22 protein-coding genes are annotated in these 20444 nt (G+C 60.7%); 21 read left to right on the plus strand and 1 reads right to left on the minus strand.

The genetic code is table 11. The annotated features are described in order from the left end of the window. The first annotated feature begins 30 nt into the window (after positions 1–30). The 6 genes from solA to P9230_RS21765 all read left to right on the plus strand — a co-directional run bounded on the left by solA (position 31) and on the right by P9230_RS21765 (position 4778). Entirely contained in the window at positions 31–1221 is a 1191-nt protein-coding gene (solA, locus tag P9230_RS21740; RefSeq protein ID WP_278055593.1) for an N-methyl-L-tryptophan oxidase, read from the plus strand. 13 nt (positions 1222–1234) lie between these two features. Continuing rightward, a complete protein-coding gene (locus tag P9230_RS21745; protein WP_278055594.1) occupies positions 1235–2245 on the plus strand; it encodes a threonine/serine dehydratase in 1011 nt (336 codons plus the stop codon). Between the two features lie 12 nt (positions 2246–2257). Then, positions 2258–3040 carry an NAD(P)-dependent oxidoreductase gene (locus P9230_RS21750; RefSeq protein ID WP_278055596.1) on the plus strand — a complete coding sequence of 261 codons (783 nt, stop codon included), beginning with the start codon at positions 2258–2260 and terminating at the stop codon, positions 3038–3040. Between the two features lie 23 nt (positions 3041–3063). Then, positions 3064–3948, plus strand: coding sequence for a 2-hydroxy-3-oxopropionate reductase (locus P9230_RS21755; protein ID WP_278055597.1), 885 nt, complete (start codon positions 3064–3066; stop codon positions 3946–3948). Positions 3949–4108: 160 nt separating this feature from the next. After that, complete coding sequence (locus P9230_RS21760; RefSeq protein WP_278055599.1) at positions 4109–4540, plus strand: SDR family oxidoreductase; 432 nt, start codon at positions 4109–4111, stop codon at positions 4538–4540. Beyond that, positions 4485–4778, plus strand: a complete 294-nt coding sequence (locus P9230_RS21765; RefSeq protein WP_278055601.1) for an SDR family oxidoreductase — start codon at positions 4485–4487, stop codon at positions 4776–4778. The genes P9230_RS21760 and P9230_RS21765 overlap by 56 nt, the downstream gene beginning before the upstream one ends. Positions 4779–4947: 169 nt before the next feature. On the opposite strand, the gene P9230_RS21770 is transcribed toward P9230_RS21765, so the two are convergent. Then, positions 4948–5679 (minus strand): GntR family transcriptional regulator, encoded by a 732-nt coding sequence (locus P9230_RS21770; RefSeq protein WP_278055602.1) that lies wholly within the window; start codon positions 5677–5679, stop codon positions 4948–4950. Between the two features lie 237 nt (positions 5680–5916). Here P9230_RS21770 and P9230_RS21775 point away from each other — a divergent pair, with 237 nt between their 5' ends. The 15 genes from P9230_RS21775 to P9230_RS21845 all read left to right on the plus strand — a co-directional run bounded on the left by P9230_RS21775 (position 5917) and on the right by P9230_RS21845 (position 20309). Continuing rightward, complete coding sequence (locus tag P9230_RS21775; RefSeq protein WP_278055603.1) at positions 5917–6915, plus strand: phosphotransferase; 999 nt, start codon at positions 5917–5919, stop codon at positions 6913–6915. A gap of 12 nt (positions 6916–6927) precedes the next feature. Further along, positions 6928–8262: an aminotransferase class III-fold pyridoxal phosphate-dependent enzyme gene (locus P9230_RS21780; RefSeq protein WP_278088322.1), complete on the plus strand. Its 1335-nt coding sequence runs from the start codon at positions 6928–6930 to the stop codon at positions 8260–8262. A 70-nt stretch (positions 8263–8332) separates the two neighbouring features. Further along, positions 8333–9100: a transporter substrate-binding domain-containing protein gene (locus tag P9230_RS21785; protein WP_278055606.1), complete on the plus strand. Its 768-nt coding sequence runs from the start codon at positions 8333–8335 to the stop codon at positions 9098–9100. A gap of 54 nt (positions 9101–9154) precedes the next feature. Next, positions 9155–9877 (plus strand): ABC transporter permease subunit, encoded by a 723-nt coding sequence (locus tag P9230_RS21790; RefSeq protein WP_278055607.1) that lies wholly within the window; start codon positions 9155–9157, stop codon positions 9875–9877. Next, positions 9874–10599: an ABC transporter permease gene (locus tag P9230_RS21795; RefSeq protein ID WP_278055608.1), complete on the plus strand. Its 726-nt coding sequence runs from the start codon at positions 9874–9876 to the stop codon at positions 10597–10599. The genes P9230_RS21790 and P9230_RS21795 overlap by 4 nt, the downstream gene beginning before the upstream one ends. A gap of 13 nt (positions 10600–10612) precedes the next feature. Next, positions 10613–11365 (plus strand): amino acid ABC transporter ATP-binding protein, encoded by a 753-nt coding sequence (locus tag P9230_RS21800; protein ID WP_278055609.1) that lies wholly within the window; start codon positions 10613–10615, stop codon positions 11363–11365. A gap of 38 nt (positions 11366–11403) precedes the next feature. Then, positions 11404–12213 (plus strand): NAD-dependent epimerase/dehydratase family protein, encoded by an 810-nt coding sequence (locus P9230_RS21805; RefSeq protein WP_278055611.1) that lies wholly within the window; start codon positions 11404–11406, stop codon positions 12211–12213. Next, on the plus strand, positions 12210–13325 hold the full coding sequence (locus tag P9230_RS21810; RefSeq protein ID WP_278055612.1) for a mandelate racemase/muconate lactonizing enzyme family protein: 1116 nt from the start codon (positions 12210–12212) through the stop codon (positions 13323–13325). Before P9230_RS21805 ends, P9230_RS21810 begins: the two co-directional genes overlap by 4 nt. Further along, a complete protein-coding gene (locus tag P9230_RS21815) occupies positions 13322–14158 on the plus strand; it encodes an aldolase/citrate lyase family protein (RefSeq protein WP_278055614.1) in 837 nt (278 codons plus the stop codon). Before P9230_RS21810 ends, P9230_RS21815 begins: the two co-directional genes overlap by 4 nt. Before the next feature lie 13 nt (positions 14159–14171). After that, on the plus strand, positions 14172–14933 hold the full coding sequence (locus P9230_RS21820) for an alpha/beta hydrolase (RefSeq protein ID WP_278055615.1): 762 nt from the start codon (positions 14172–14174) through the stop codon (positions 14931–14933). A gap of 22 nt (positions 14934–14955) precedes the next feature. Further along, the gene (locus tag P9230_RS21825; RefSeq protein WP_278055617.1) at positions 14956–15345 is read left to right on the plus strand and encodes a tautomerase family protein; all 390 of its coding nucleotides are present in this window, start codon (positions 14956–14958) and stop codon (positions 15343–15345) included. A 468-nt stretch (positions 15346–15813) separates the two neighbouring features. Then, the gene (locus P9230_RS21830) at positions 15814–16785 is read left to right on the plus strand and encodes a sugar ABC transporter substrate-binding protein (protein WP_278055618.1); all 972 of its coding nucleotides are present in this window, start codon (positions 15814–15816) and stop codon (positions 16783–16785) included. Between the two features lie 81 nt (positions 16786–16866). Beyond that, the gene (locus P9230_RS21835) at positions 16867–18483 is read left to right on the plus strand and encodes a GMC family oxidoreductase N-terminal domain-containing protein (RefSeq protein WP_278055620.1); all 1617 of its coding nucleotides are present in this window, start codon (positions 16867–16869) and stop codon (positions 18481–18483) included. Between the two features lie 11 nt (positions 18484–18494). Next, positions 18495–19292 (plus strand): glucose 1-dehydrogenase, encoded by a 798-nt coding sequence (locus tag P9230_RS21840; RefSeq protein ID WP_278055622.1) that lies wholly within the window; start codon positions 18495–18497, stop codon positions 19290–19292. Between the two features lie 54 nt (positions 19293–19346). Continuing rightward, a complete protein-coding gene (locus P9230_RS21845; protein WP_278055624.1) occupies positions 19347–20309 on the plus strand; it encodes an acetamidase/formamidase family protein in 963 nt (320 codons plus the stop codon). Positions 20310–20444: the final 135 nt, after the last annotated feature.

Consider the following 20444-nt stretch of genomic DNA (forward strand, 5'->3'; position numbering starts at 1 on the left):
GCCCCTCTCCCCCGCAGGGACACGATTGATATGGCCGCCGCTTTATCTTCGAATGACTTCGACGTCGCCGTCATAGGTCTTGGCGCGATGGGTGCGTCAACGCTCTATCAGCTCGCCAAACGCGGCGAGCGCGTCATTGGCATTGACCGGTTCGTGCCTCCGCACGCCAAGGGCTCGAGCCATGGCGGAACGCGCGTGACCAGGGAAGCGGTCGGCGAAGGTCCGGCCTACGTCCCGCTGGCGATGCGCTCGCATCAGATCATTGCCGATTTCGAAAAGGAATGGGGAAAGACTTTCCTGGTGAAGTCAGGGACGCTGATTATCGGCTCGCCCATGAGCGGCTCCACGCCGCTGCACGGCGCTGAAGACTTCCTGGCCAGCAGCATCGAGATGGCCCAGCGCTTCGGCATCGAGCACGAGGTCATGAATGCCGATCAGTTGCGCGCGCGCTATCCACAGTTCCGAGCCATAAAGGACACCGACCGCGGCTATCTCGAGCCGAATGCCGGGTACATGCTCCCGGAGGCCTTGATCGAGGCGCAGATCGCGCATGCGAAATCGGCGGGCGCCGAGGTGCTTACCGACACGATTGTGGAGAGCATCGAGCAGACCGGCGCCGGCGTCGTCGTGCGCACCAGCGCGGGCCAGGTCAGGGCAAAGCGGGCGGTTGTCGCGGCAGGAGCCTGGACCCGCGGCCTGCTCGGCACGCCATTCGACAGGATCCTGACTGTCACCCGCCAGACCATTCATTGGTATGGCGCCGACGATTTCGCGCCGTTCGGGCCCGACAAGATGCCGGTCTTCATCTGGTTCGTCACCGACAAGCTGGAAGACTATTTCACCGGCTTCCCCGTCACCGACCCCACCGAGGGCGTGAAGATGGTCGCGAGCCGTGACACGCCCGACATCGATCACGAGACGATCGGCCCGAAGGCCGAGCAATGGGAGTCGCAGGAGTTCTACGCCAACCATGTCGGGCCGAACATGATCGGTACCAGACCCGACATCGTGAACAACGCCACCTGCTTCTATACCAACACGCCCGACAACGGATTCATCATCGACAGCCATCCCGGGATGGACCGGGTCACCGTGATTTCGGCGTGCTCAGGACATGGCTTCAAGCACTCGCTTGGTATCGGCGAGGCCGTCGCGCAGCTCATTCACGACGGCAGGAGCGAAATCGACCTGTCCGCCTTCAAACTCGCTCGCTTTCTCTGAAGCGAGATCGGTCATGGCCACGGATCTTGGAGGTTGGTTCGAGCACATCCTGGCGGCGCACAGGCGCATCGCTTCCCACATTGCTCGCACCCCGCTTCTTGAAAGCGAAAGCCTCAACGCCTCGCTCGGCCTGCGCCTCGTCGTAAAGCCCGAAAGCCTGCAGAAGACCGGCTCCTTCAAGGCGCGCGGCGCCCTGAACTTCGTTCTCCAGAGCCAATCCACCGTGAACCGCGCCTTTGTCGGCTACTCATCGGGAAATCATGCGCAGGGGCTAGCCTATGCTGCTGGTGTCGTCGGCAGAAGGGCGCATGTCCTGATGCCTGCGTCAGCCCCGTCGCGCAAGGTTGAAGGCACGCTTGCCCTTGGCGCCGAGGTCGAGATCCTGCCCGATTTCTTTGCACAGCGCGACCAACGTGTCGCGCAGATGGTCGCCGACGGCGCGATCTTCGTGCCGCCCTTTGATCATCGCCATATCGTCGAAGGACAAGGTACGGTCGGCCTTGAAATCGCGCAGGATGCGACGGCGCGGGACATACCCATCGATACCCTGGTCATCGCCATAAGCGGCGGCGGCCTGCTCGCGGGAACCGCGGTCGCGGTGCGGCAGCGCTTCCCGGGCTGCCGCATCGTCGGTGTGGAGCCTGACGGATTCGACGATTTTGCCAAGTCCATGGCCGCCGGCTCACGGATATCAAATGAACCAGGTCGAAGCACCCTTTGCGACGGACTGATGTCGCCGCGGCCCGGCGAGGTGCCCTTTGCGCTGGCAAACGCAATCAAGCCGGATTTTGCAACCGTCAGCGATAGCGACGTCAGACAGGCGATCAAAGTTCTGTTCGGCCACTTCAATCTTGTCGCCGAGGCGAGCGGAGCGGCGGCTCTCGCGGCCGTGCTCAAGACCAACAATGCCTTGCGAGGCAAGACGGTGGCCGTCGTCGTCTCCGGCGGCAACGTCGATGTCGCAAACTTCGAACGGCTGCTGAGCGGCGAAAGCTCCTGCGCCGATCACGCTTTTACACAATAGGAAGGTAGACCGATGAATTACGATCGGATTTTGCTGACGGGCGCCGCGGGCCTGCTTGGAAGTGTCCTGCGCAAGCGGTTGGCACCCCAGGTGAAGCTCCTGCGATCGACCGACATAGTCGACCTGGCCCACGCCGCTCCCAACGAGGAGCTCGTCAAAGCCGATCTTGGCGACAGCTCCGCGGCCGCGGACCTCGTCAGGGACATCGATGCGATCGTGCATTTTGGCGGGCTCTCCAAGGACGCCGACTTCGCTTCCATCTGCCGCGTGAACATCGTCGGCTTCCAAAGCCTTTACGAGGCAGCGCGCCTGGCCGGCGTGAAGCGCGTTGTGTTTGCGAGCTCGGTTCATGCCATTGGCTTCTACGATCAGAACGATGTCATCGGCACGACGGTGCCGCAAAGGCCAGACTCGAACTACGGTTTGGCAAAGGCCTTCGGCGAAAACCTCGCCCAGCTTTACTGGGACAAGTACGGGCTCGAGACCGTTTCCATTCGCATCGGGTCGTGCGAGCCGAAGCCGAGCACGCGCCGGCACCTTCTGACCTGGCTGTCGTTCGACGACATGTGCCAGTTGGTCGAGCGCTCGCTCAGCGCGCCGCGCGTTCGCCACACGGTCATCTACGGCGCCTCCAACAATGCGGCAAGCTTCTGGGACAACTCGCTCGCGCGTCACATCGGCTACCGGCCTAAGGACACTGCTGACGATTTCCGCGAGGAGATTCTCGCCTCGGATCCCAGACCGGATCGTGACGACGTCGTCAATCGCCTGCAGGGCGGCGTATTCGCGCTCTGACGGCAGCGAAAAGGAGAAACAGCATGAAGATAGGGTTCATTGGCCTCGGCGTCATGGGTGCTCCAATGGCCGGGCATTTGCTTGCCGCCGGCCACGAGGTGCACACTAGCGTCAACCGCACGGCGCCTTCGCCGGAGCTGGTTTCAAAAGGTCTCATCGTCAATCATTCGCCGGCCGAGGTTGCCGAGCACTGTGACGTCGTCATCCTCATGCTTCCGGTGACGAGTGACGTCGATCGCGTCTGTTTTGGCAAAAACGGTCTGTCCGAGAGGCTAAGAGCTGGGAGCCTGGTGATCGACATGAGCTCGATCGATCCCGCCGCAACCGAGGACTTCGCGCGCAAGGTCGAGGATCTCGGCTCAGCCTATCTGGATGCGCCGGTCTCGGGCGGGGAGGTCGGCGCGAAGGCGGCCACGCTTTCGATCATGGTCGGAGGACCGGCGCAAGCCTTCGGGCGGGCGTTGCCGCTGTTCGAGACGATGGGCAAGAACATCACCCATGTCGGCGACAAGAATGGCGCTGGCCAGACCTGCAAGATCGCCAATCAGATCATCGTCGCCTTGACCATCGAGGCCGTGGGCGAGGCTTTGACGCTGGCCACCCGCTCGGGCGTCGATCCCGCCAAAGTGAGGAAGGCCCTGCTGGGCGGCTTCGCGTCGTCGCGCATCCTGGAAGTCCATGGCGAAAGGATGATTTCGCGATCCTTCGCGCCGGGGTTCCGTATCGCGCTGCATTCGAAGGATCTGGACCTGGCTCTCAAGGCGGCGGCGGGCGTCGGCGTTTGCCTGCCGTCGACCGCGCTTTGCCAGCAGTTGTTCAATTCGAACAAGGCCGCGGATGAATGGAATGAGGATCATTCGGCTGTCGTCAAATCGATCGAGAGACTGGCGGGTGTGGGCTCCTCCTGAGGTTGTTGTCTACGCCGGGCGGCGCGTGCCTGGCCGGTCACGCCGCTTCAAAGGACACGCCTGTGAAACCGAGCCAATCGCGCGCGGGAATCAAGACAGCCATGCAGTGCGGAACCCACTGTCTGCAGCAAAGGCTGTCGAATAGGGGTTCGACCATGTGATGGTCAGCAACGAGTTCAGGCAACCTGGTCTGGTGGCTCCGCGCCAGGATATGAATCGTCGACGAGATGGCATCTCGGCTCGGGGAAAACTCCTTGGCATACAATGCGATGTTGCTGACGAAACAAGCGCCTCGAGCGCGATTTCCAAAGCGTGGTCCACACTGGATGGCTTAGACATAGTGATCCACGCCGCAGGCATAATCACGCCGGCGCGTATCGAGGACCTGAGCCCGCGGTTGTGGCGGCAGCACATAGACATAAACCTTTCCGGCGCGTTCTACGTCATGCGTGATTGCGGTTTGAGGATGCGGCAGCAAGGCAGCGGCAGTATCGTTGCCATCGGTTCCGACCTCTCGTTCAACGGACTGGAGTGCTATGCGCACTACTGTGCGTCCAAGGCAGGTTTGGCAAACCAAGGCGCTCGCACTTGAGTTCGCCCCAACAGTCCGAGTAAATTGCGTTTGCCCGGGGCCCGTCGACACGCCCATGATGGACTCCGAACTGGGCTGGTTCGGCGAGCAGGCTCGAGACAATTTCATCTCGGGCACACCGCTAAAGAGATTTGCGAGCCCTGCAGAGATCGCCAGGTTCATCATCTTCGTAGCGGCTGAAGCAACCTTCGCCACTGGCAGCATGCTGAGCACCGATGGCGGTACGACAGCTCGTTGAGCGGCGCGTTTTCCAAGTTGCCTTTGAGGAACTTGGCGCAGGCAATTGCGACTGTGTCGCAATGCTGCGACTCGATGGCAACATTCGCCTCATCGGAGGTGAAACAAGTCGCTGCAGAGTGGGTGACCGGGATTGACGGACGCGGGATTGGTTTCGATCGCGCGATCCTCTAGCGGATATCCGCTATACTGACGTCGGCATCCCCGCTCAGGAGGTCGGGGCGTTGGGCACGCAATATTTCGATCGAGGGGAAGGTGCTGTCGAGCTGAACCTGGAAAACCCGCGCGACGCCGTCCTCGTCATGCCGCTTGATCATTTCATACATCTCGCAGTGCTCTTCAAAGACCGTCGAAAAGTGCCTCTCTAGAGGGAAGGCTTGACGTCTGACACGGTCAAGCTGGCCTGTGGAGTTGTGGATCGCCAACCAGGCGTCCGGAAACCCGGCACATGTGCAGATAAGCGCATGAAACTCATTGTCGAGGGCAAAGAACTCGTCGACATCCTGACGCTTGGCTGCCGCCTTCTGCTTGAACAATGCAAGCTCAAAGTCCTTCTCGAATTCGGGCTTGAAGTTCCGGGCTGCAAGCCGTGTCAGCCGGAACTCGACCGTGTCGCGCACGAGTTGCCCCTGCAGAACCTCCTTGAGAACGATCTTGTTGACGAACGTGCCATCGCTCGGCGCGATTTTTACCAGGTTTTCCTTTGCGAGTTGGAGGATTGCCTCGCGTAGCGGCGTTCGCGAGATGCCCAACTGAGCGCAGATATCCTTCTCGACGACCGCGCTGCCTGGCGGCATTTTCAGCGAAATGATTGCACCGCGGATCAACTCGTAGACCTGCGCGGACTTGGAAGTCCGACCATCCAACTGATCGGGGGTGAACAGCGGGGCTATTTGATCCACGGCATCCTCTTCGATACTATTTCCTGACCGGAATCGGCGAACGTACCTCCCTCAACGATATACCAATACACCGGAACATTCCAGATTCAAATCTGGGTGACTTTTCGGCCTTTCCCTCTTGACCTCACTGCTATTCATATACCAATATACTGGCATACTGTCGATAAGGGAATTGATCGAATGCCCCGAGCGACCCACTCAACGGTCTCTCCCGCACCCGAGGCGCGCCCAGAACTCGTGAGCACCGAGGAGGCAGTGGAGATTGCCGAACGCTGCTACGGGCTGAGGGTGGAGGCGCAACGTCTGTCCGGCGAGAAGGACAGCAATTTCCACCTTATCGATCGACAGGGGCGCGAGTTTCTGTTGAAGGTCGTCAATCCGGAGGAAGACCCGGCGGCAACAAACATGCAGACCGCCGCCCTTCAGCATGTCGAAAAAACAGATCCCGGCATGCCTGTGCAGCGGGTTGTGCCAAACCTCGCAGGCAGCCCCGAATTCACACTCGACCGTGGGCCTGACGATGCTAGGACCGTACGGCTGGTCACGTTTACCAGGGGGTTGCTGCAGAGAAAGACACCGCAGACCCCAGCCCAGCGCCATAACATTGGAGCGATGCTGGCCAGACTCCAATCGGCCCTTGAGGACTTCCGCCATCCTGCGGAAAGCCACTCCTCGATATGGGACCTGAAGAACATCCTTTCCCTCGATGAGATGTTCGAGGACATCAAGGATGGGATGCGGCGGACCGAACTCCTGGGCTGGGTCGATCTTTTCAGAGCCGAAGTGCTGCCGAATGTCTCGCATCTGCGCGCTCAGGTCGTCCACAACGACTTGAACAGCGACAACGTCGTCGTCGATCCAGTGGATACCGACAAGATCATCGGCATCATCGATTTCGGCGATATGGTTCGTACTCCCGTCGTCTTCGACGTGGCGGTCGCAGCCGCCTATCAACTTACCGAAACCGAGAATCCCTTAGCTGACGCGTGCGACTTTCTAAGGGGCTTTCATAGCCGACGGCCGCTGCTGCCAACGGAGATCGACATCTTATTCCCGACAATCGTGGCGCGGATGGTGATGCGCATCGCCATCACCGAATGGCGTGCCGTGCGCTTTCCTGAAAACCGCAAATACATCCTGCGCAACACGCCGCTGGCGTGGCGCCAATTCCACCGTCTCGCACAAATCCCTCGCGCTCAGGCGACCAGCCAGATCGCCCACGCCCTGTCCCTATAGGAGCAAAGCCAAATGTCGTCGTCCGCCGCCGCCTATATGATCAACGGCTTCGACCCGAGCACCGCCGATCGTCTGTCCAAGGAAGAGCAGTCCCTTATTGCCCGCCGGCGATCCCTCCTCGGTCCCTCATACAAACTCTTCTATGAGCATCCCGTTCACGTCGTGCGCGGAGAGGGTGTCTGGCTCTACGACAGCCAGAACAACGCTTATCTCGATGTCTACAACAACGTCCCGTCGGTAGGCCACTGCCATCCGCGCGTGGTCGAGGCGATCTCCAAGCAATCGGCGATCCTCAATACCCACACCCGCTACCTTCATGAATCGATCCTCAAATACTCCGCCGATCTTCTGGAGACTTATCCCGAAGAAATAGGCAACGTGATGTACACCTGCACAGGAAGCGAGGCCGTCGATCTGGCATTACGCATCTCGCGATACTACACGGGCGGCACGGGGATCGTGGTGACCGCCAACGCCTATCATGGGCTCACGACCGCTGTTGCCGAGATCTCGCCTTCGATGGGGCCGAACGTTCCGATCGGCCAGCACGTCTATATCGTCGATGCGCCCGACGAGTATCGCGAAGGCGGCGACGTCGGCGAAATTTTCGCGGAGCGGGTGGCAGCCGCTATCAAGAGTATGCAGCGGTACGGGATCAAATTCGCCGCCTTCATTGCGGACGGCATCTTTTCCACCGATGGCATCCTGACCGATCCCCCAGGCTTCCTCAAAAGGACGGTGGAGGTCGTTCACTCGGCAGGCGGCCTCTATATAGCCGACGAGGTGCAGCCCGGCTTCGGCCGCACCGGGACGCACTGGTGGGGCTTCCAGCGCCACGGCATCGTTCCGGACCTGGTGGTCATGGGCAAGCCCATGGGCAACGGCATGCCGATCGCCGGCGTTGCCGCGAGGCCGGAAGTTCTTGAGCGCTTCGGCACCGACATCCGTTACTTCAACACCTTCGGCGCGAACACGGTCTCCATAGCGGCAGCCCAGGCGGTTCTCGACGTCATCAAGGACGAGAACCTTATGGCGAACGCCGTTAAAGTCGGCGGCCATATGGTCGACGGCATGAAGAGGCTTCAGCAGAAGTATGAGTCGATCGGCGAAGTCCGCGGCGCCGGCCTATTCCTCGGCATGGAGTTCGTGGCCGACCGAAAGACCAAGACGCCGAACGGAAAGCTTTCGTTGGCCGTCGTTAACGCTCTCCGCGAAAAGCGCATGTTGATAAGTGCGTCCAGTTCGTACGGCCACGTGCTGAAAATCCGGCCTCCACTGCCATTCACCGTCGAGAACGCAGACCTCTTCTTGTCCGGCCTGGACGAAGTCCTGGCTGATCTCTCGTAGGTCGCCGACCTGCGCAACAACAAAAGACGGAAAATCCCGCGCCACCACAACCTCCAAAAGGGCAATAAAAATGAAAATATCGCTTATGCTTACCGCCAGCGCAGTTGCCTTGACTCTCATTACCTCGGCAAATGCAGGTGACCTGACCAGCATCAAGATCGCGACCGAAGGCGTCTATCCTCCGTTCAACTATGTCGACGGCGGCAAGCTCACCGGGTTCGATGTCGACATCGCCAATGCGCTTTGCGAGAAGGCAAAGCTCAAGTGCGAGATCGTGACCCAGGAATGGGACGGCATGATCCCGGGCCTCGTTGCGCACAAATACGATGCGATCGTGGCTTCCATGAACATCACCGACGAGCGCAAAAAGAAGATCGACTTCACGGCGAAATATTACGACACGCCGGCGAAGTTCATGGCGCCGAAGGAGGCCAAGGTCACTGACATCGCGCCGGCCGCACTGAAGGGGAAAGCGATCGGCGTGCAAGGGTCCACCACCCAGCAGAACTTCCTGGAGGCCAAATACAAGGATTCCACGATCAAGACCTACTCGACCGTCGATGACGCAAGCGCCGACCTGGCGGCCGGCCGCATCGACCTCGTCCTCTCCGACAAGGTTCTCCTGGATGCCTGGCTGAAAAAGTCGTCCGACGGTTCATGTTGCGAACTGGTGGGCGACGACCTGCGTGACCCGCTGTTCGGCCACGGAAAGGGCGTCGGCGTCCGCAAGGACGATCCGGAACTGCGCGACAAGCTTGATGCCGCGTTGAAGGAGATCCTTGCCGACGGCACCTACAAGACCATCAACGCCAAGTATTTCCCGTTCTCGATTTACTGAGGCGGCCAACTCGAATGCCCGGCCAGCGATGGCCGGGCATATCCTATCCAGGAGATGACGGTGGAACTCGTTCGCCTGCTTTCTTTCGGCCCCGAGGGCTGGGGTCAGCAATTGTTGGATGGCCTGTCGCTGACGATCAGGCTGGCCATCGCCACACTCCCGTTCGGGTTGCTGCTCGGGCTGGGCCTGGCGCTGCTTATCAATGGCCAGAACAAATGGTTTCGCGGAGCCGCAACGCTGTTTGCCACGACGTTCCGCGCCCTGCCGGAACTGCTCACCCTGTTCATGATCTACTATGGCGGCGGCGCCCTCCTCCAGGTCCTCTCGGAACTGATGTTTGGCCAGCCATTCGGAGATTTCAGCGGCTTCGTCGCCGGCATGATCGCACTGGGGATCGTGTTCGCCTCGTTTGCTTCGGAGACCTTTGTCGGAGCTCTGCGGGCCGTCCCTCACGGGCAACATGAAGCGGCGGCGGCGCTTGGCCTTTCGAGATGGCAGACATTCCTGACCGTGATTGGTCCTCAGCTTTGGAGGTTGGCGCTGCCTGGCCTTGGCAACCTGTGGTTCGTGCTGCTCAAGGACACATCCCTAGTCTCCATCATAGCGCTTTCGGACCTGATGCGGCAGACCAATCTGGCTGTCGCAAACACAAAGCAGCCGCTCTTCTTCTATGCCGTTGCATGCCTCATCTACCTCGTTATCTCGATGATCTCCTCTTGGGTCGTTAGCATCCTCGAGGCCCGATCCAACCGCGGGATGGTCAGGAGGCGGGCATGAACTTCGATCTTCTCGCCAACTACGGGCCCAAGATCTTGTGGGGCCTCGCCGTCACGCTCGAACTCGTTTTCACGTCGGCCCTGATCGGAGCGGTCCTGGCGCTTCCCATGGCGCTTGCCCGAAACGGGACGTTCGTTCCGCTCAGGCTTTTCGCCCAAGCCTACATCACCTTCTTCAGAGGCACGCCGCTCTTGGGGCAGATATTCCTGATCTATTTCGGAGCCGGCCAGATTCGGGCCGAGCTCACCGGTTTGGGTCTCTGGTGGTTTTTCCGCGACGCCTATTTTTGCGCCCTGTTCGCATTCACGCTGAACACGGTCGCCTACCAGGCCGAGATCCTGCGCGGGGCGCTCAGCGCCCTTCCCGCAGGGCAAGCGGAGGCGGCCAACGCGCTCGGCCTAAGCCGATCGACGACATTCTTTCACATCCTGCTGCCCCAGGCGATGATAATCGCGCTGCGGCCGCTCGGGAACGAACTGATCCTGTCCCTCAAGGCATCGGCCCTCGCTAGCGTCATCACCGTGCCCGAGCTTATGCAGGCGACCAAGCTGGCATTCTCGCGGTCTTTCGATTTCCAGGTCTATATCTGGGCTGCAGTCCTCTACCTGATCATGGTCGAGGCGATCCGCAGGCTGTGGGGCGTGCTTGAGCGCTATCTGACGCGCCATCTCCGCCGCAGGCCCGCGCCGACGCGCCAGCCTGCAATCGCCGCCGCAACCTGACAAGGAGCTTCCGATGGTTGCCAGCAATGCCGACGGCATCGCCGTCGAGTTCGAAAACGTCTCCAAGTGGTACGGGAGCCATCAGGTCCTAACCGACATCAGCTTTCGCGTTCGCGAGGGAGAGAGGATCGTCGTCGCGGGGCCGTCAGGATCCGGCAAATCGACGATGATCCGTTGCATCAACCATCTTGAGAGACACCAGCAAGGCCGCATCCTGGTTGAAGGGGTCGAGCTCACGCACGAGCGCAAGCAGATCGAGGCCGTCCGCAGGGAAGTCGGAATGGTGTTCCAGCACTTCAACCTCTTTCCGCACAAGACCATCCTTGAGAACTGCGCGCTGGCTCTGAGGTCGGTTCGTCGGATGTCTCGGGCAGAGGCCAACGACGTCGCGATGGGATTTCTGGAAAAGGTGCGCATCCCAGAGCAGGCGCACAAATATCCAGGCGAACTCTCCGGCGGCCAGCAGCAGCGCGTGGCTATCGCGCGTTCGCTGGCCATGAGGCCGCGGATAATGCTGTTCGACGAACCAACCTCCGCTCTCGATCCGGAAATGATCCGCGAAGTTCTCGACGTAATGGTGACCTTGGCGGAAAGCGGCATGACGATGATCTGCGTGACGCATGAGATGGGCTTTGCCCGCCAGGTTGCCGACCGGGTGGTGTTCATGTCCGACGGAAAAATCGTCGAGACGGCGCCTCCGGAGGAGTTCTTCAGTAGACCGCGCGAGGCGCGCACCCGCGCGTTCCTGCAGCAATTGCTCCACTAAGATAACAGGTCGAAACGGAAGCAGAACAGGCAGCGCCGATGGCTCAAAAGAAAACGCTCGTGCTGACAGGAGCAGCCGGCAACATGGGGCGCGACCTCCGTCCCTTGTTGCGCGAAGGCTACATACTGCGCAGCACGGCTCGACAATCCCTTCAAGCCGCGGGAGACGAGACGTTCCTGCTGGGCGACCTCACGGATCCGAAGTTTTGCTCCAAGTTGGTGGCGGGGGCGGACGGCGTTCTTCATCTTGCCGGGGCCGTCGGTCCGGCGCTCTCCTTCGAGCAGACGCTGGACGCAAACTACCGGGTTGTGCTGAACCTGCTGGAAGCCTGCCATCGGGCCAACGTGGAGCGCTTCATCTTCGCATCCAGCCACCATGCGGTCGGGCTTCACAGCGCGGACGAAACATTGGATCACACCGCGCCTCCCGCACCAGACGGCTACTACGGGCTATCCAAGATCTTCGGCGAGGCTGCCTGCGCGATGTACGCCTCCCGCTACGGCCTCCGCGTGTTGAACGTCCGCATCGGGAATGCCGATCCAGAGATCGTCGACGGCCGACGCGAGCGCATCTGGCTCTCGGCCGAAGACATGGTCAAGCTCGTGGATCTCGGAATGACGCACCCAACGTTGGGCTGCGAGACGGTTTACGGGGTGTCGAACTGCCCGTCGCCCATCTTTGACAATTGCCGCGCGGAGGCCCTCGGCTATCGCCCCATAGGCCAAGCCGCGGTCAACCACGCCCGCGATTTCCGTTCGCTGGCGCAGCTCCCGCCCCAAGAGACGAGGTCCATCGGCGGCTATTTCGCCACCCTTACTCTCCCCCCGCCCGATGGGTTTGACGCATGAAGATAACATCCGCCGAAGTGGTCCTCGTCGAAATCCCGTTCGCCTTGCGCGGAACGGGAGTCGGGATCATGCCCACAGCCTGGAAGACACTGGAGTTTGCTCTGGTGCGCCTGGAGGACGAACTTGGCAATGTCGGCTGGGGCGAGGGATTCGGGTATTCGCTGATCGATGCGACCAAGTCCGTTATGGATCGGCTGATCTTGCCGATGCTCGTGGGTGCCGAGATCGATGATATTGCGGCGTGGAACGCCAGGACTCAACGCCAGCTTCACATGTTCGGACGCTACGGCGTCACGATCTTCGCGATCTCAGGGGTCGACATCGCGCTTTGGGATCTCGCCGCCAAACGGGCGGGCAAGCCGCTCTACCAGTTGCTTGCGGGCCGACGCGAGGTTCGAACGCGAATACCCTTCTATGCGAGCCTCGTCCGCTATGCTGAGCACGATCTGGTGGTCGACGCCTCGAAGGAGGTGCTGGCCGCAGGCTTTCACCGGATCAAGCTGCACGAGATAACCTTGCCCGCAATTACAGCCTGCAGAAAGACCGTGGGGCCCCACACCGACATCTGCGTCGACGTCAACTGCGCCTGGTCCACGGACTTCGTCACGAAGAACCTCGCGGAGCTGAGAGCGCTCTCCCTGACTTGGCTCGAGGAGCCCATCTATCCACCCGAGGACTTCGCTGCCTTGGCCTCGCTCCGCGGCAAGGGCCTTAATATCGCCGCCGGCGAAAACTGGTGCACGAGCTTTCAGATCGAGCAGGCTTTGAGGGCGGGCGCGGTGGACTACCTACAACCGAGCATGAGCAAGGTTGGCGGCATTTCGGAATACCTGCGAATCGTCGATCTTGCTGACAGGGCTGGCACCACATTGATGCCCCACTCGCCTTACTTTGGTCCGGGCTTCTACGCATCGCTCCAGGTGGCGGCCGCCAGGCCGAGCATCACGGCACTCGAGTACAACTTCGTCCAGCCCGACGCGTGGCTGGCGGATGTCGAGGGCATCCGCGACGGCGAAATGATCAAGGTATCGGATACCCCGGGTATCGGCTTTGAGCCCGATCCGGACGTGCTTCACAAATATGGTCGTGTCCTGGGAAAGCGAAACCTATGAAACCCAACAATCTTCACGCGGTGTGGAATGACGGCCGCTGCGTCCTGAACGGATGGCTGTCGATCGCCAACGCCTTCTCGGCAGAGATCATGGCCGAGCAGGGTTATGACAGCATCACCATCGACCTCCAGCACGGCATCGTCGACTACCAAGCCGCCGTTTCCATGCTTCAGGCAATGAGGGCAAGCGGCGTTATGCCGTTGGTTCGGGTGCCATGGCTCGATCCCGCTTCCATCATGAAGGCTCTCGACGCCGGCGCGTACGGTGTGATCTGTCCCATGGTCAACTCCCGGGCAGAGGCGGAAGCTCTCGTCTCCTACGTCCGCTATCCGCCGTATGGCGTTCGAAGCTTCGGTCCTTCTCGTGCGGTCATTTCGGCGGGTGCCAACTATGGCCAGGAGGCGAACGCACAGGTTCTGTGCTTCGCGATGATCGAGACGGCGGAGGCCGTTAAGAACCTTGCCGAAATCGTCTCAACCCCAGGCTTGGATGGCGTCTACATTGGTCCTGCGGACCTCACGCTGGGCCTGACCGGCATGAGATATCCGACGGGCTTCGATCGCGAGGAACCGGAGATGGTCGGGTCCATCAAGAAGATCCTCGATGCAGCCCACGGCGCCGGCATTCGCGCCGCGTTGCATTGCGGTTCGCCCGCCTACGCCACCCGTGCCGCGCGGTGGGGCTTCGACATGGTGACCGTTTCGAATGACGTGAGACTGCTGGCGGGCGCTGCAGCGGCAAGCGTGAAGGCATTCAGGGAGGCGAACGTCAAGGCGGACGTGGCCGCCGCGCCCGGCAATGAAAAACAGCCTGGCATCAACGCATCGTACTGAAAGGGAAGAGCCAATGGCAACCGAGATCGTACCCGCGAAGGTCGTCGGAAGCGGCCCGGAGCGCATTGTCGCCGTGGCCGGATGGATGGGGGACCACAACCTGTTCGATCCGTTCGTGCCGCTGGTCGATACAGCCCGCTATAGCTTTGCCCTCCTTGACGCCAGGGGGTACGGCAGCCGTAGGGACTCCGGGGGACCCTTCACGATCGAGCAGATCGCCGCCGATATCGTTTCATGTTCGGCCGGATTGGGCTGGTCAAAATACCACGTGATCGGCCACTCCATGGCGGGAATGTCGGTGCAGAGGCTGGTCGTCGATATTCCGGCGAAGATCGCGTCGGCTATCCTTGTGGCTCCCGTGCCGGCTTCAGGCGCGCGAATTGATGATCAGCGCCGTCAAATGCTCCTCGCTGCAATCAAGGACCCGGACGCAAGGAAGCGCCTGATCGATGCCAACACTGGAGGGACGCGTTCGGACGAGTGGCTGACGAAGCTGCGGGATACCAGCCTGGCCGGGACTAGGCCCGACGTGCTCGAAGCATACATGAGTTCCTGGACAGGCCCCGGTTTCGCGGATGAAATCGAACCTCTGCAAGTTCCTGTCCGCGTCATCGTCGGCGAGAAGGACCCTGGTGCGGTGCCGCAGAGGCTTCGCGACACGATCGGGACGTGGTTCCCAAAGTTCGACCTTCAGATCCTGCACGGATGTGGCCACTACCCAATGTGGGAAGAGCCGCGGACATTCGCCGAAGCCCTGTTTTCGAGGCTGGGTTGAAAAGAAACGGAGAAGCATTCCCATGCCTCTGGTGAAATTCCACGTGTACTCGGGATGGTCGCAGGAGGGCTTGATCGCGCTGTTGGACGTCGCACATCGTTCGATGGTCCAGTCTTTCCAAGTTCCCGAAAGAGACCGCTACCAGATCGTCGATCAACATCCCCCAGGCACCATGATAGCCCTCGACACTGGCCTAGATATCCCCCGCACGGACCGCTTCGTGATGGTGGAGGTCATTTCTCGCCCGCGAACGGTCGAGCAGAAGCGTACGTTTTACGCGGACCTTTCCCGGCATCTTCACCAGGAATGCGGAGTCTTACCGTCTGACCTAATGGTCTCCTTCGTGGAGAACACTGATGCCGATTGGTCATTTGGCCACGGCCGCGCGCAGTTTCTCACCAAAGAACTCTGAGCGCTCGAGAGCGTGTCAAGGTCCCTTGAAGATGCAACCCTGGTTGTTGGTTACCGGGACCTTTCGATTCAGCCCCCGCTAACGATCCAAACTTAGCGGCGATCATCGCCATTAGCAGAGTGGCAAGCCGCGCTTCCACTAGAGCCGTTTGCCGGGAGCATCACCGAGCGAACTCGGGCGTTCTTGGCGGAGAGTCTGGCTATGATCGGTGAAAGTGCCGAAGCGACCGTCGCCGCCCTCGTCGGCCCGAGGGGTCCGCGCTCTGAAATTGGCGATATATCGATATGTATCCCTGCTCGCTGAAGCGCCCGTAGACTCGGATTTTTCGCGAAAAGACCACACTTTTCCAATTTTTCTGCATCAAGCCATTGACACTCGACCAAACTCATATATCGATATATCGCTCGATAAAAAGAAGAAATGGGCAGAGGTCAGCTCGACGTCAGTCGGCACAATCCGGAGGTAACAATGAGAAAACTGCTGCAATTGGTGACGGTTCTCGGGATCGTCGCAACGCCCGCTATTGCCAATGCAAAGGACCTGACGATCGGCTTTTCCTGGAACAGCAAGCAAGAGCCAATCGTCTACGCCTGGGAGAAGTATCTCCAGAGCGAGGGCGCGGCGCAGGGCAAAGCGGCCGGCTTCAACGTCAAGTTCATTTTCAACGTCGCGGACAACGATCCCACCCGTCAGGCGGCGAACATCGAGGACCTGATCAACCAGGGCGTCGATATCATCATGGCGCGTGCGGCGGACAGCGGCGCCATCGGCGCATCCATCAAGGCGGCCCAGGATGCAAATATTCCGTTTCTGACGTTCGACCACCCTCCGGGCTCGGTGCAGCCTACCGCCCATCTGGGAGGCGACGGCAACAAGGACGCTACGGCTGCCGCCAACGCGCTCTCCGATCTCCTCGCTTCGAAAGGGGTCAAGGGTCAATGCATCGAGCTGCAGGGCGCGTTGACCGACGTTAACGGGCATACCAGGCACGAAGGATGGCTTGCTGCTACGAAGGGCAAGATCGAGACCCTGCAGACTATTCCGACGAACTGGGATCCGGAGATTTTCCGGTCGGGCACGGCAAATGCCTTCCGGGCTCATCCAGAGGCAAACTGCATCTTCATGGCAAGCGACTTCGCGCTTTCGGCGGTGCAGTCGGCGCTCGAGGCCGCGGGGCGCTGGGCTCCTGCCGGAGATCCCAAGCATGTCTACATCGCGGCGCTCGACGTCCAGCCCATCGCCATCGACGCGCTGCGTAAAAAGTACATCGATGTGGACGTGACGTACGACGCCAACGTCCTGTCCAAGAAGGCCATCGAGGTCGCCCTGCAACTGGCCAAGGGCGAGAAGCCTGCGTGCGCGCCAGACTGCTCGATCGTCGGGCGTATCGCGACGCCTGAAAACATCGACACGCTGCCGGACCTGTGGTCGCGCCAATAGCGCTTGTCTCGGGCAGCCGGAAACCTTCGGCTGCCCGCTGGCATCCAGCAACTCGAATTTGACCATTCTTGGAAGACTGCCATGGCGCGGGATCACACCGTCAGCGTCAATACGGAGACGTTTGACTATATCGTCATCGGAGCAGGCTCCTCCGGCAGCGTCGTTGCAGCCAGGCTTTCCGAAGATGCCCGCAAGCGGATCCTGTTGATCGAAGCCGGCCCGCGGGATTCCAGTCCATGGGTCCACATCCCAATGGGCTACGGCAAGCTCTACACCGATCGCCGCCACAACTGGTGCTACCGGAGCGAGCCGGAGCCCGAGTTGGGCGGACGAACGACATATCAGCCGAGAGGCAAGCTTCTCGGCGGAACTGGGTCGATCAACGGAATGATCTATACCCGCGGCCAAAGGGAGGATTTCGATTCCTGGCAAAGCGCCGGCTGCGCAGGCTGGGGCTATGCTGATGTTCTGCCCTACTTCAAAAAGGCCGAACATCAGGCGCGCGGTGCCGACGAATATCACGGCATCGGCGGCCCGATCTGGGTCTCCGACCTCAGCGCCCACCCGTTAGCGGATGCTTTCATCGATGCCGCCATTTCGACCGGGTCGCCGCTCAACCGCGACTTCAACGGCGCGTCCCAAGAGGGCGCAGGCTACGCGCAAGTCAACACGCGGCACGGACGCCGCAGCAGTTCAGCGTCAGGCCATCTGAAGTCGGCGGGCAAGCGTGCGAACCTCAAAGTGCTCACCAGTGCCGAAGTCACTCGCATTCGGTTCAGTGAGCGGGTCGCCGTCGGGGTCGAGTACCGCATGGACCGGACCCCCTTCTACGCTGCAAGCCTAGGGGAGACGATCCTCTGCGCCGGAACCTTCAATTCCCCCAAGATCCTTGAACTGTCCGGGGTCGGCAACGCCGAGATTCTCTCCAAGTTCGGCGTGCCCGTTGTCACGGACCTGCCCGCCGTCGGCGAAAATCTCAAGGACCATTTCGGGGTGCCGTTGGAGTTCCGCTGCACCCGGGCAATCACGGTCAACGATCTTGCGTCCAGCTTCTGGCGGAAAGCCCTCGCGTCGGCGAGGTATCTGATTACGCGCGGCGGCCAGATGGCAAGCAACGGCAACTTCGCGAATGTTTATGTGAGAAGCAGCCCTGAAATCGACCGTCCCGACCTGCTCATCACGTTGCAGGCCTGGTGCACGGACGAACACCTCAAACCGCAGCCCTTCTCGGGCTTCACCATCATGGTGGAGCATTTGCGGCCAAAGGGCTCCGGGTCCGTCCACATCCGTTCTGCGGATCCCTCAGCGGCGCCACAAATCCGGTTCAATTTCTTCAGCGAGCCGGAGGACAGGGATGCTGTCGTCAACGGACTTGCTATCGCACGCCGCATCGCGTCCGCTGCCCCCATGCGGGCGCTGATCGAGAGCTCTCTGGTCAACGATTTGGACGGCTTGGACGCGGTGGGTTTTTGCGATCTCGCCCGTTCGCACGGCCTGTCCCTGCTACACCCGACCAGTAGTTGCCGCATGGGTGTCGACCTGGGCTCCGTCGTCGATACAGCGTTACGGGTGCGTGGCGTCGGGGGGCTTCGGATCGTGGACGCATCGGTGATGCCGTCGATCCCCTCGGGCAACACAAACGCCCCGTCCGTCATGATCGCGGAGAAAGCCGCCGACCTGATCAAAAGGGACAACTGAAGAGAGGACCAATGGAGAACCCCATCAACAGCCTGAACGGCGAAGTCTGCATCGTCACGGGCAGCACCCAGGGCCTTGGCGAAGGGATCGCGCGCTCCTTGGCGAAAGCGGGCGCGCGCGTCGTGGTGAGCGGCCGCAACGAGCAGCATGCGGAAGCGATCGCGGCCGACCTGAGAAGCTCCGGCCATGAGGCGACCGCGATCTCCGCCAACGTCGCCGAGCGGTCAGACATCAAGCGTCTGGTCGAGCACGCGCTCTCCACGTACGGAGAGATCAACGTCCTGTTCAACAACGCAGGCATCAACGATCCCCAGCCGTTTCTCGAGGTCGACGAGGCCAACTTCGAGATGATCATGCGAGTGAATGCTCTCGGCACCCTGATGTGCATGCAGGAGGTCGCCAAGCAGATGATCAAGCAAGGCAAGGGTGGCAAGATCATCAACACGACGTCCATCGCCGGACGGCAAGGCTACGCCGACATCGCTCCGTACTGCGCCAGCAAGGCCGCTGTGATCTCCCTCACGCAAGCCGCCGCCCGCGAACTGGCCTCGAACGGCATCACGGTGAACGGCATCGCGCCAGGCGTGGTGGTTACGCCGCTCTGGGACAAAATGGAACGCGAGATGCTCGAGCGCGGCGTGACGAAAAACATCGGAGAATGGATGGCTCGCTATACGCCCAACATCCTGCTTGGCCGTGCCAGCGTCCCTTCCGATTTCGCCGGCCTTGCAATCTTCCTGGCCTCCAGCGGATCCGACTACTTCACAGGCCAGACATTCATGATGGACGGCGGAATGATCCTCGTCTGACGGCGATAGCCCTCCGGTAGGGAAAGCTCGAAAAACTGAACAAGGAGAACGACGATGCAACGAATAAACCGCGAGGATGCCCTCGAATATGAAATGGCGCTCAAGGAGCCCAGACTCCGCGTCAAGCAGGGAGAAACCTTCGTCTTGCAAGTCGAAAATTCGATGAGCAACAGGATAAGATCCGAAGATGACCTGCCGACCCCGGAGGTCCTTGGCGAGTTGCATCGACTCAAGCAATTCAACCCTTGCGCCGGTCCCGTCTACGTGGAGGGCGCGGAACAGGGAGACACCCTCGCCGTGGACATCGTCGACATCGTCGTCGAAGACAAGGGATATGTGCTGATCGACCCTGCCACCGGCCCTCTGGCGGATTCGTTCAAGTACGCGGAGGCCCGCGGCCCGTCCACAAAGTTCATCAAGCATTTGCCCGGGCCGAGCGGCACGACCTCGGACGGGATCGGCGTCTACGACGACCATATCAAGTGGAACCTCCAGCCGCTGGTCGGCACGCTGGGCGTCGTTCCCGACCGCCCTTCGTCCGGCTCCGACACCGTGACCATGCAATGCGCGTGGGGGGGAAACCTGGATACGCGTGAGTTCCGGAAAGGCCACCGGGTCTTCTTCCCGGTGGCCCATGAAGGCGCCCTGCTCTATGGCGGCGACCTGCACGCTTCCCAGGCGACCGAGTTTGGCGGCACGGGTGACGAGAGCCGCGGCGAAATCACGCTGAAATGCGAAGTCATCAAGAAGAAAAAGACCCCGTTCGTCCGGGTGGAGACACCGACCGAGATCGTCCAGCTGAACTCGTATCGACCGATCGAAGAAGGCTTCAAGCAGGCACACATCTGGATGATCGACTGGCTCGTCGAGGACTACGGTTTCACAGTTCGGGATGCGATCTACAATCTCGCTGTAAACCCCGACGTGCGCGCCAACGTCTACGCGCTCTCGATATGGGGCAAGATGAATTACACGATCGGCGTCAGCTTTCCCAAGGCGAACCTCAAGCGAGGTTGATCGCGGCGGCGGTGGAGCTGGCGCGGAAGGTCGCGCCTGCTTCACCCCCCCCAATAATTGGCAAATGGTTGAAAACAAAGGGAACGAGCCGGAAAAACGCGACACAACGAGGGGAGTTTTTTTTGGAAGCCGGCG

The organism is Mesorhizobium sp. WSM4887, from assembly GCF_029625865.1.
Classification (GTDB): domain Bacteria; phylum Pseudomonadota; class Alphaproteobacteria; order Rhizobiales; family Rhizobiaceae; genus Mesorhizobium.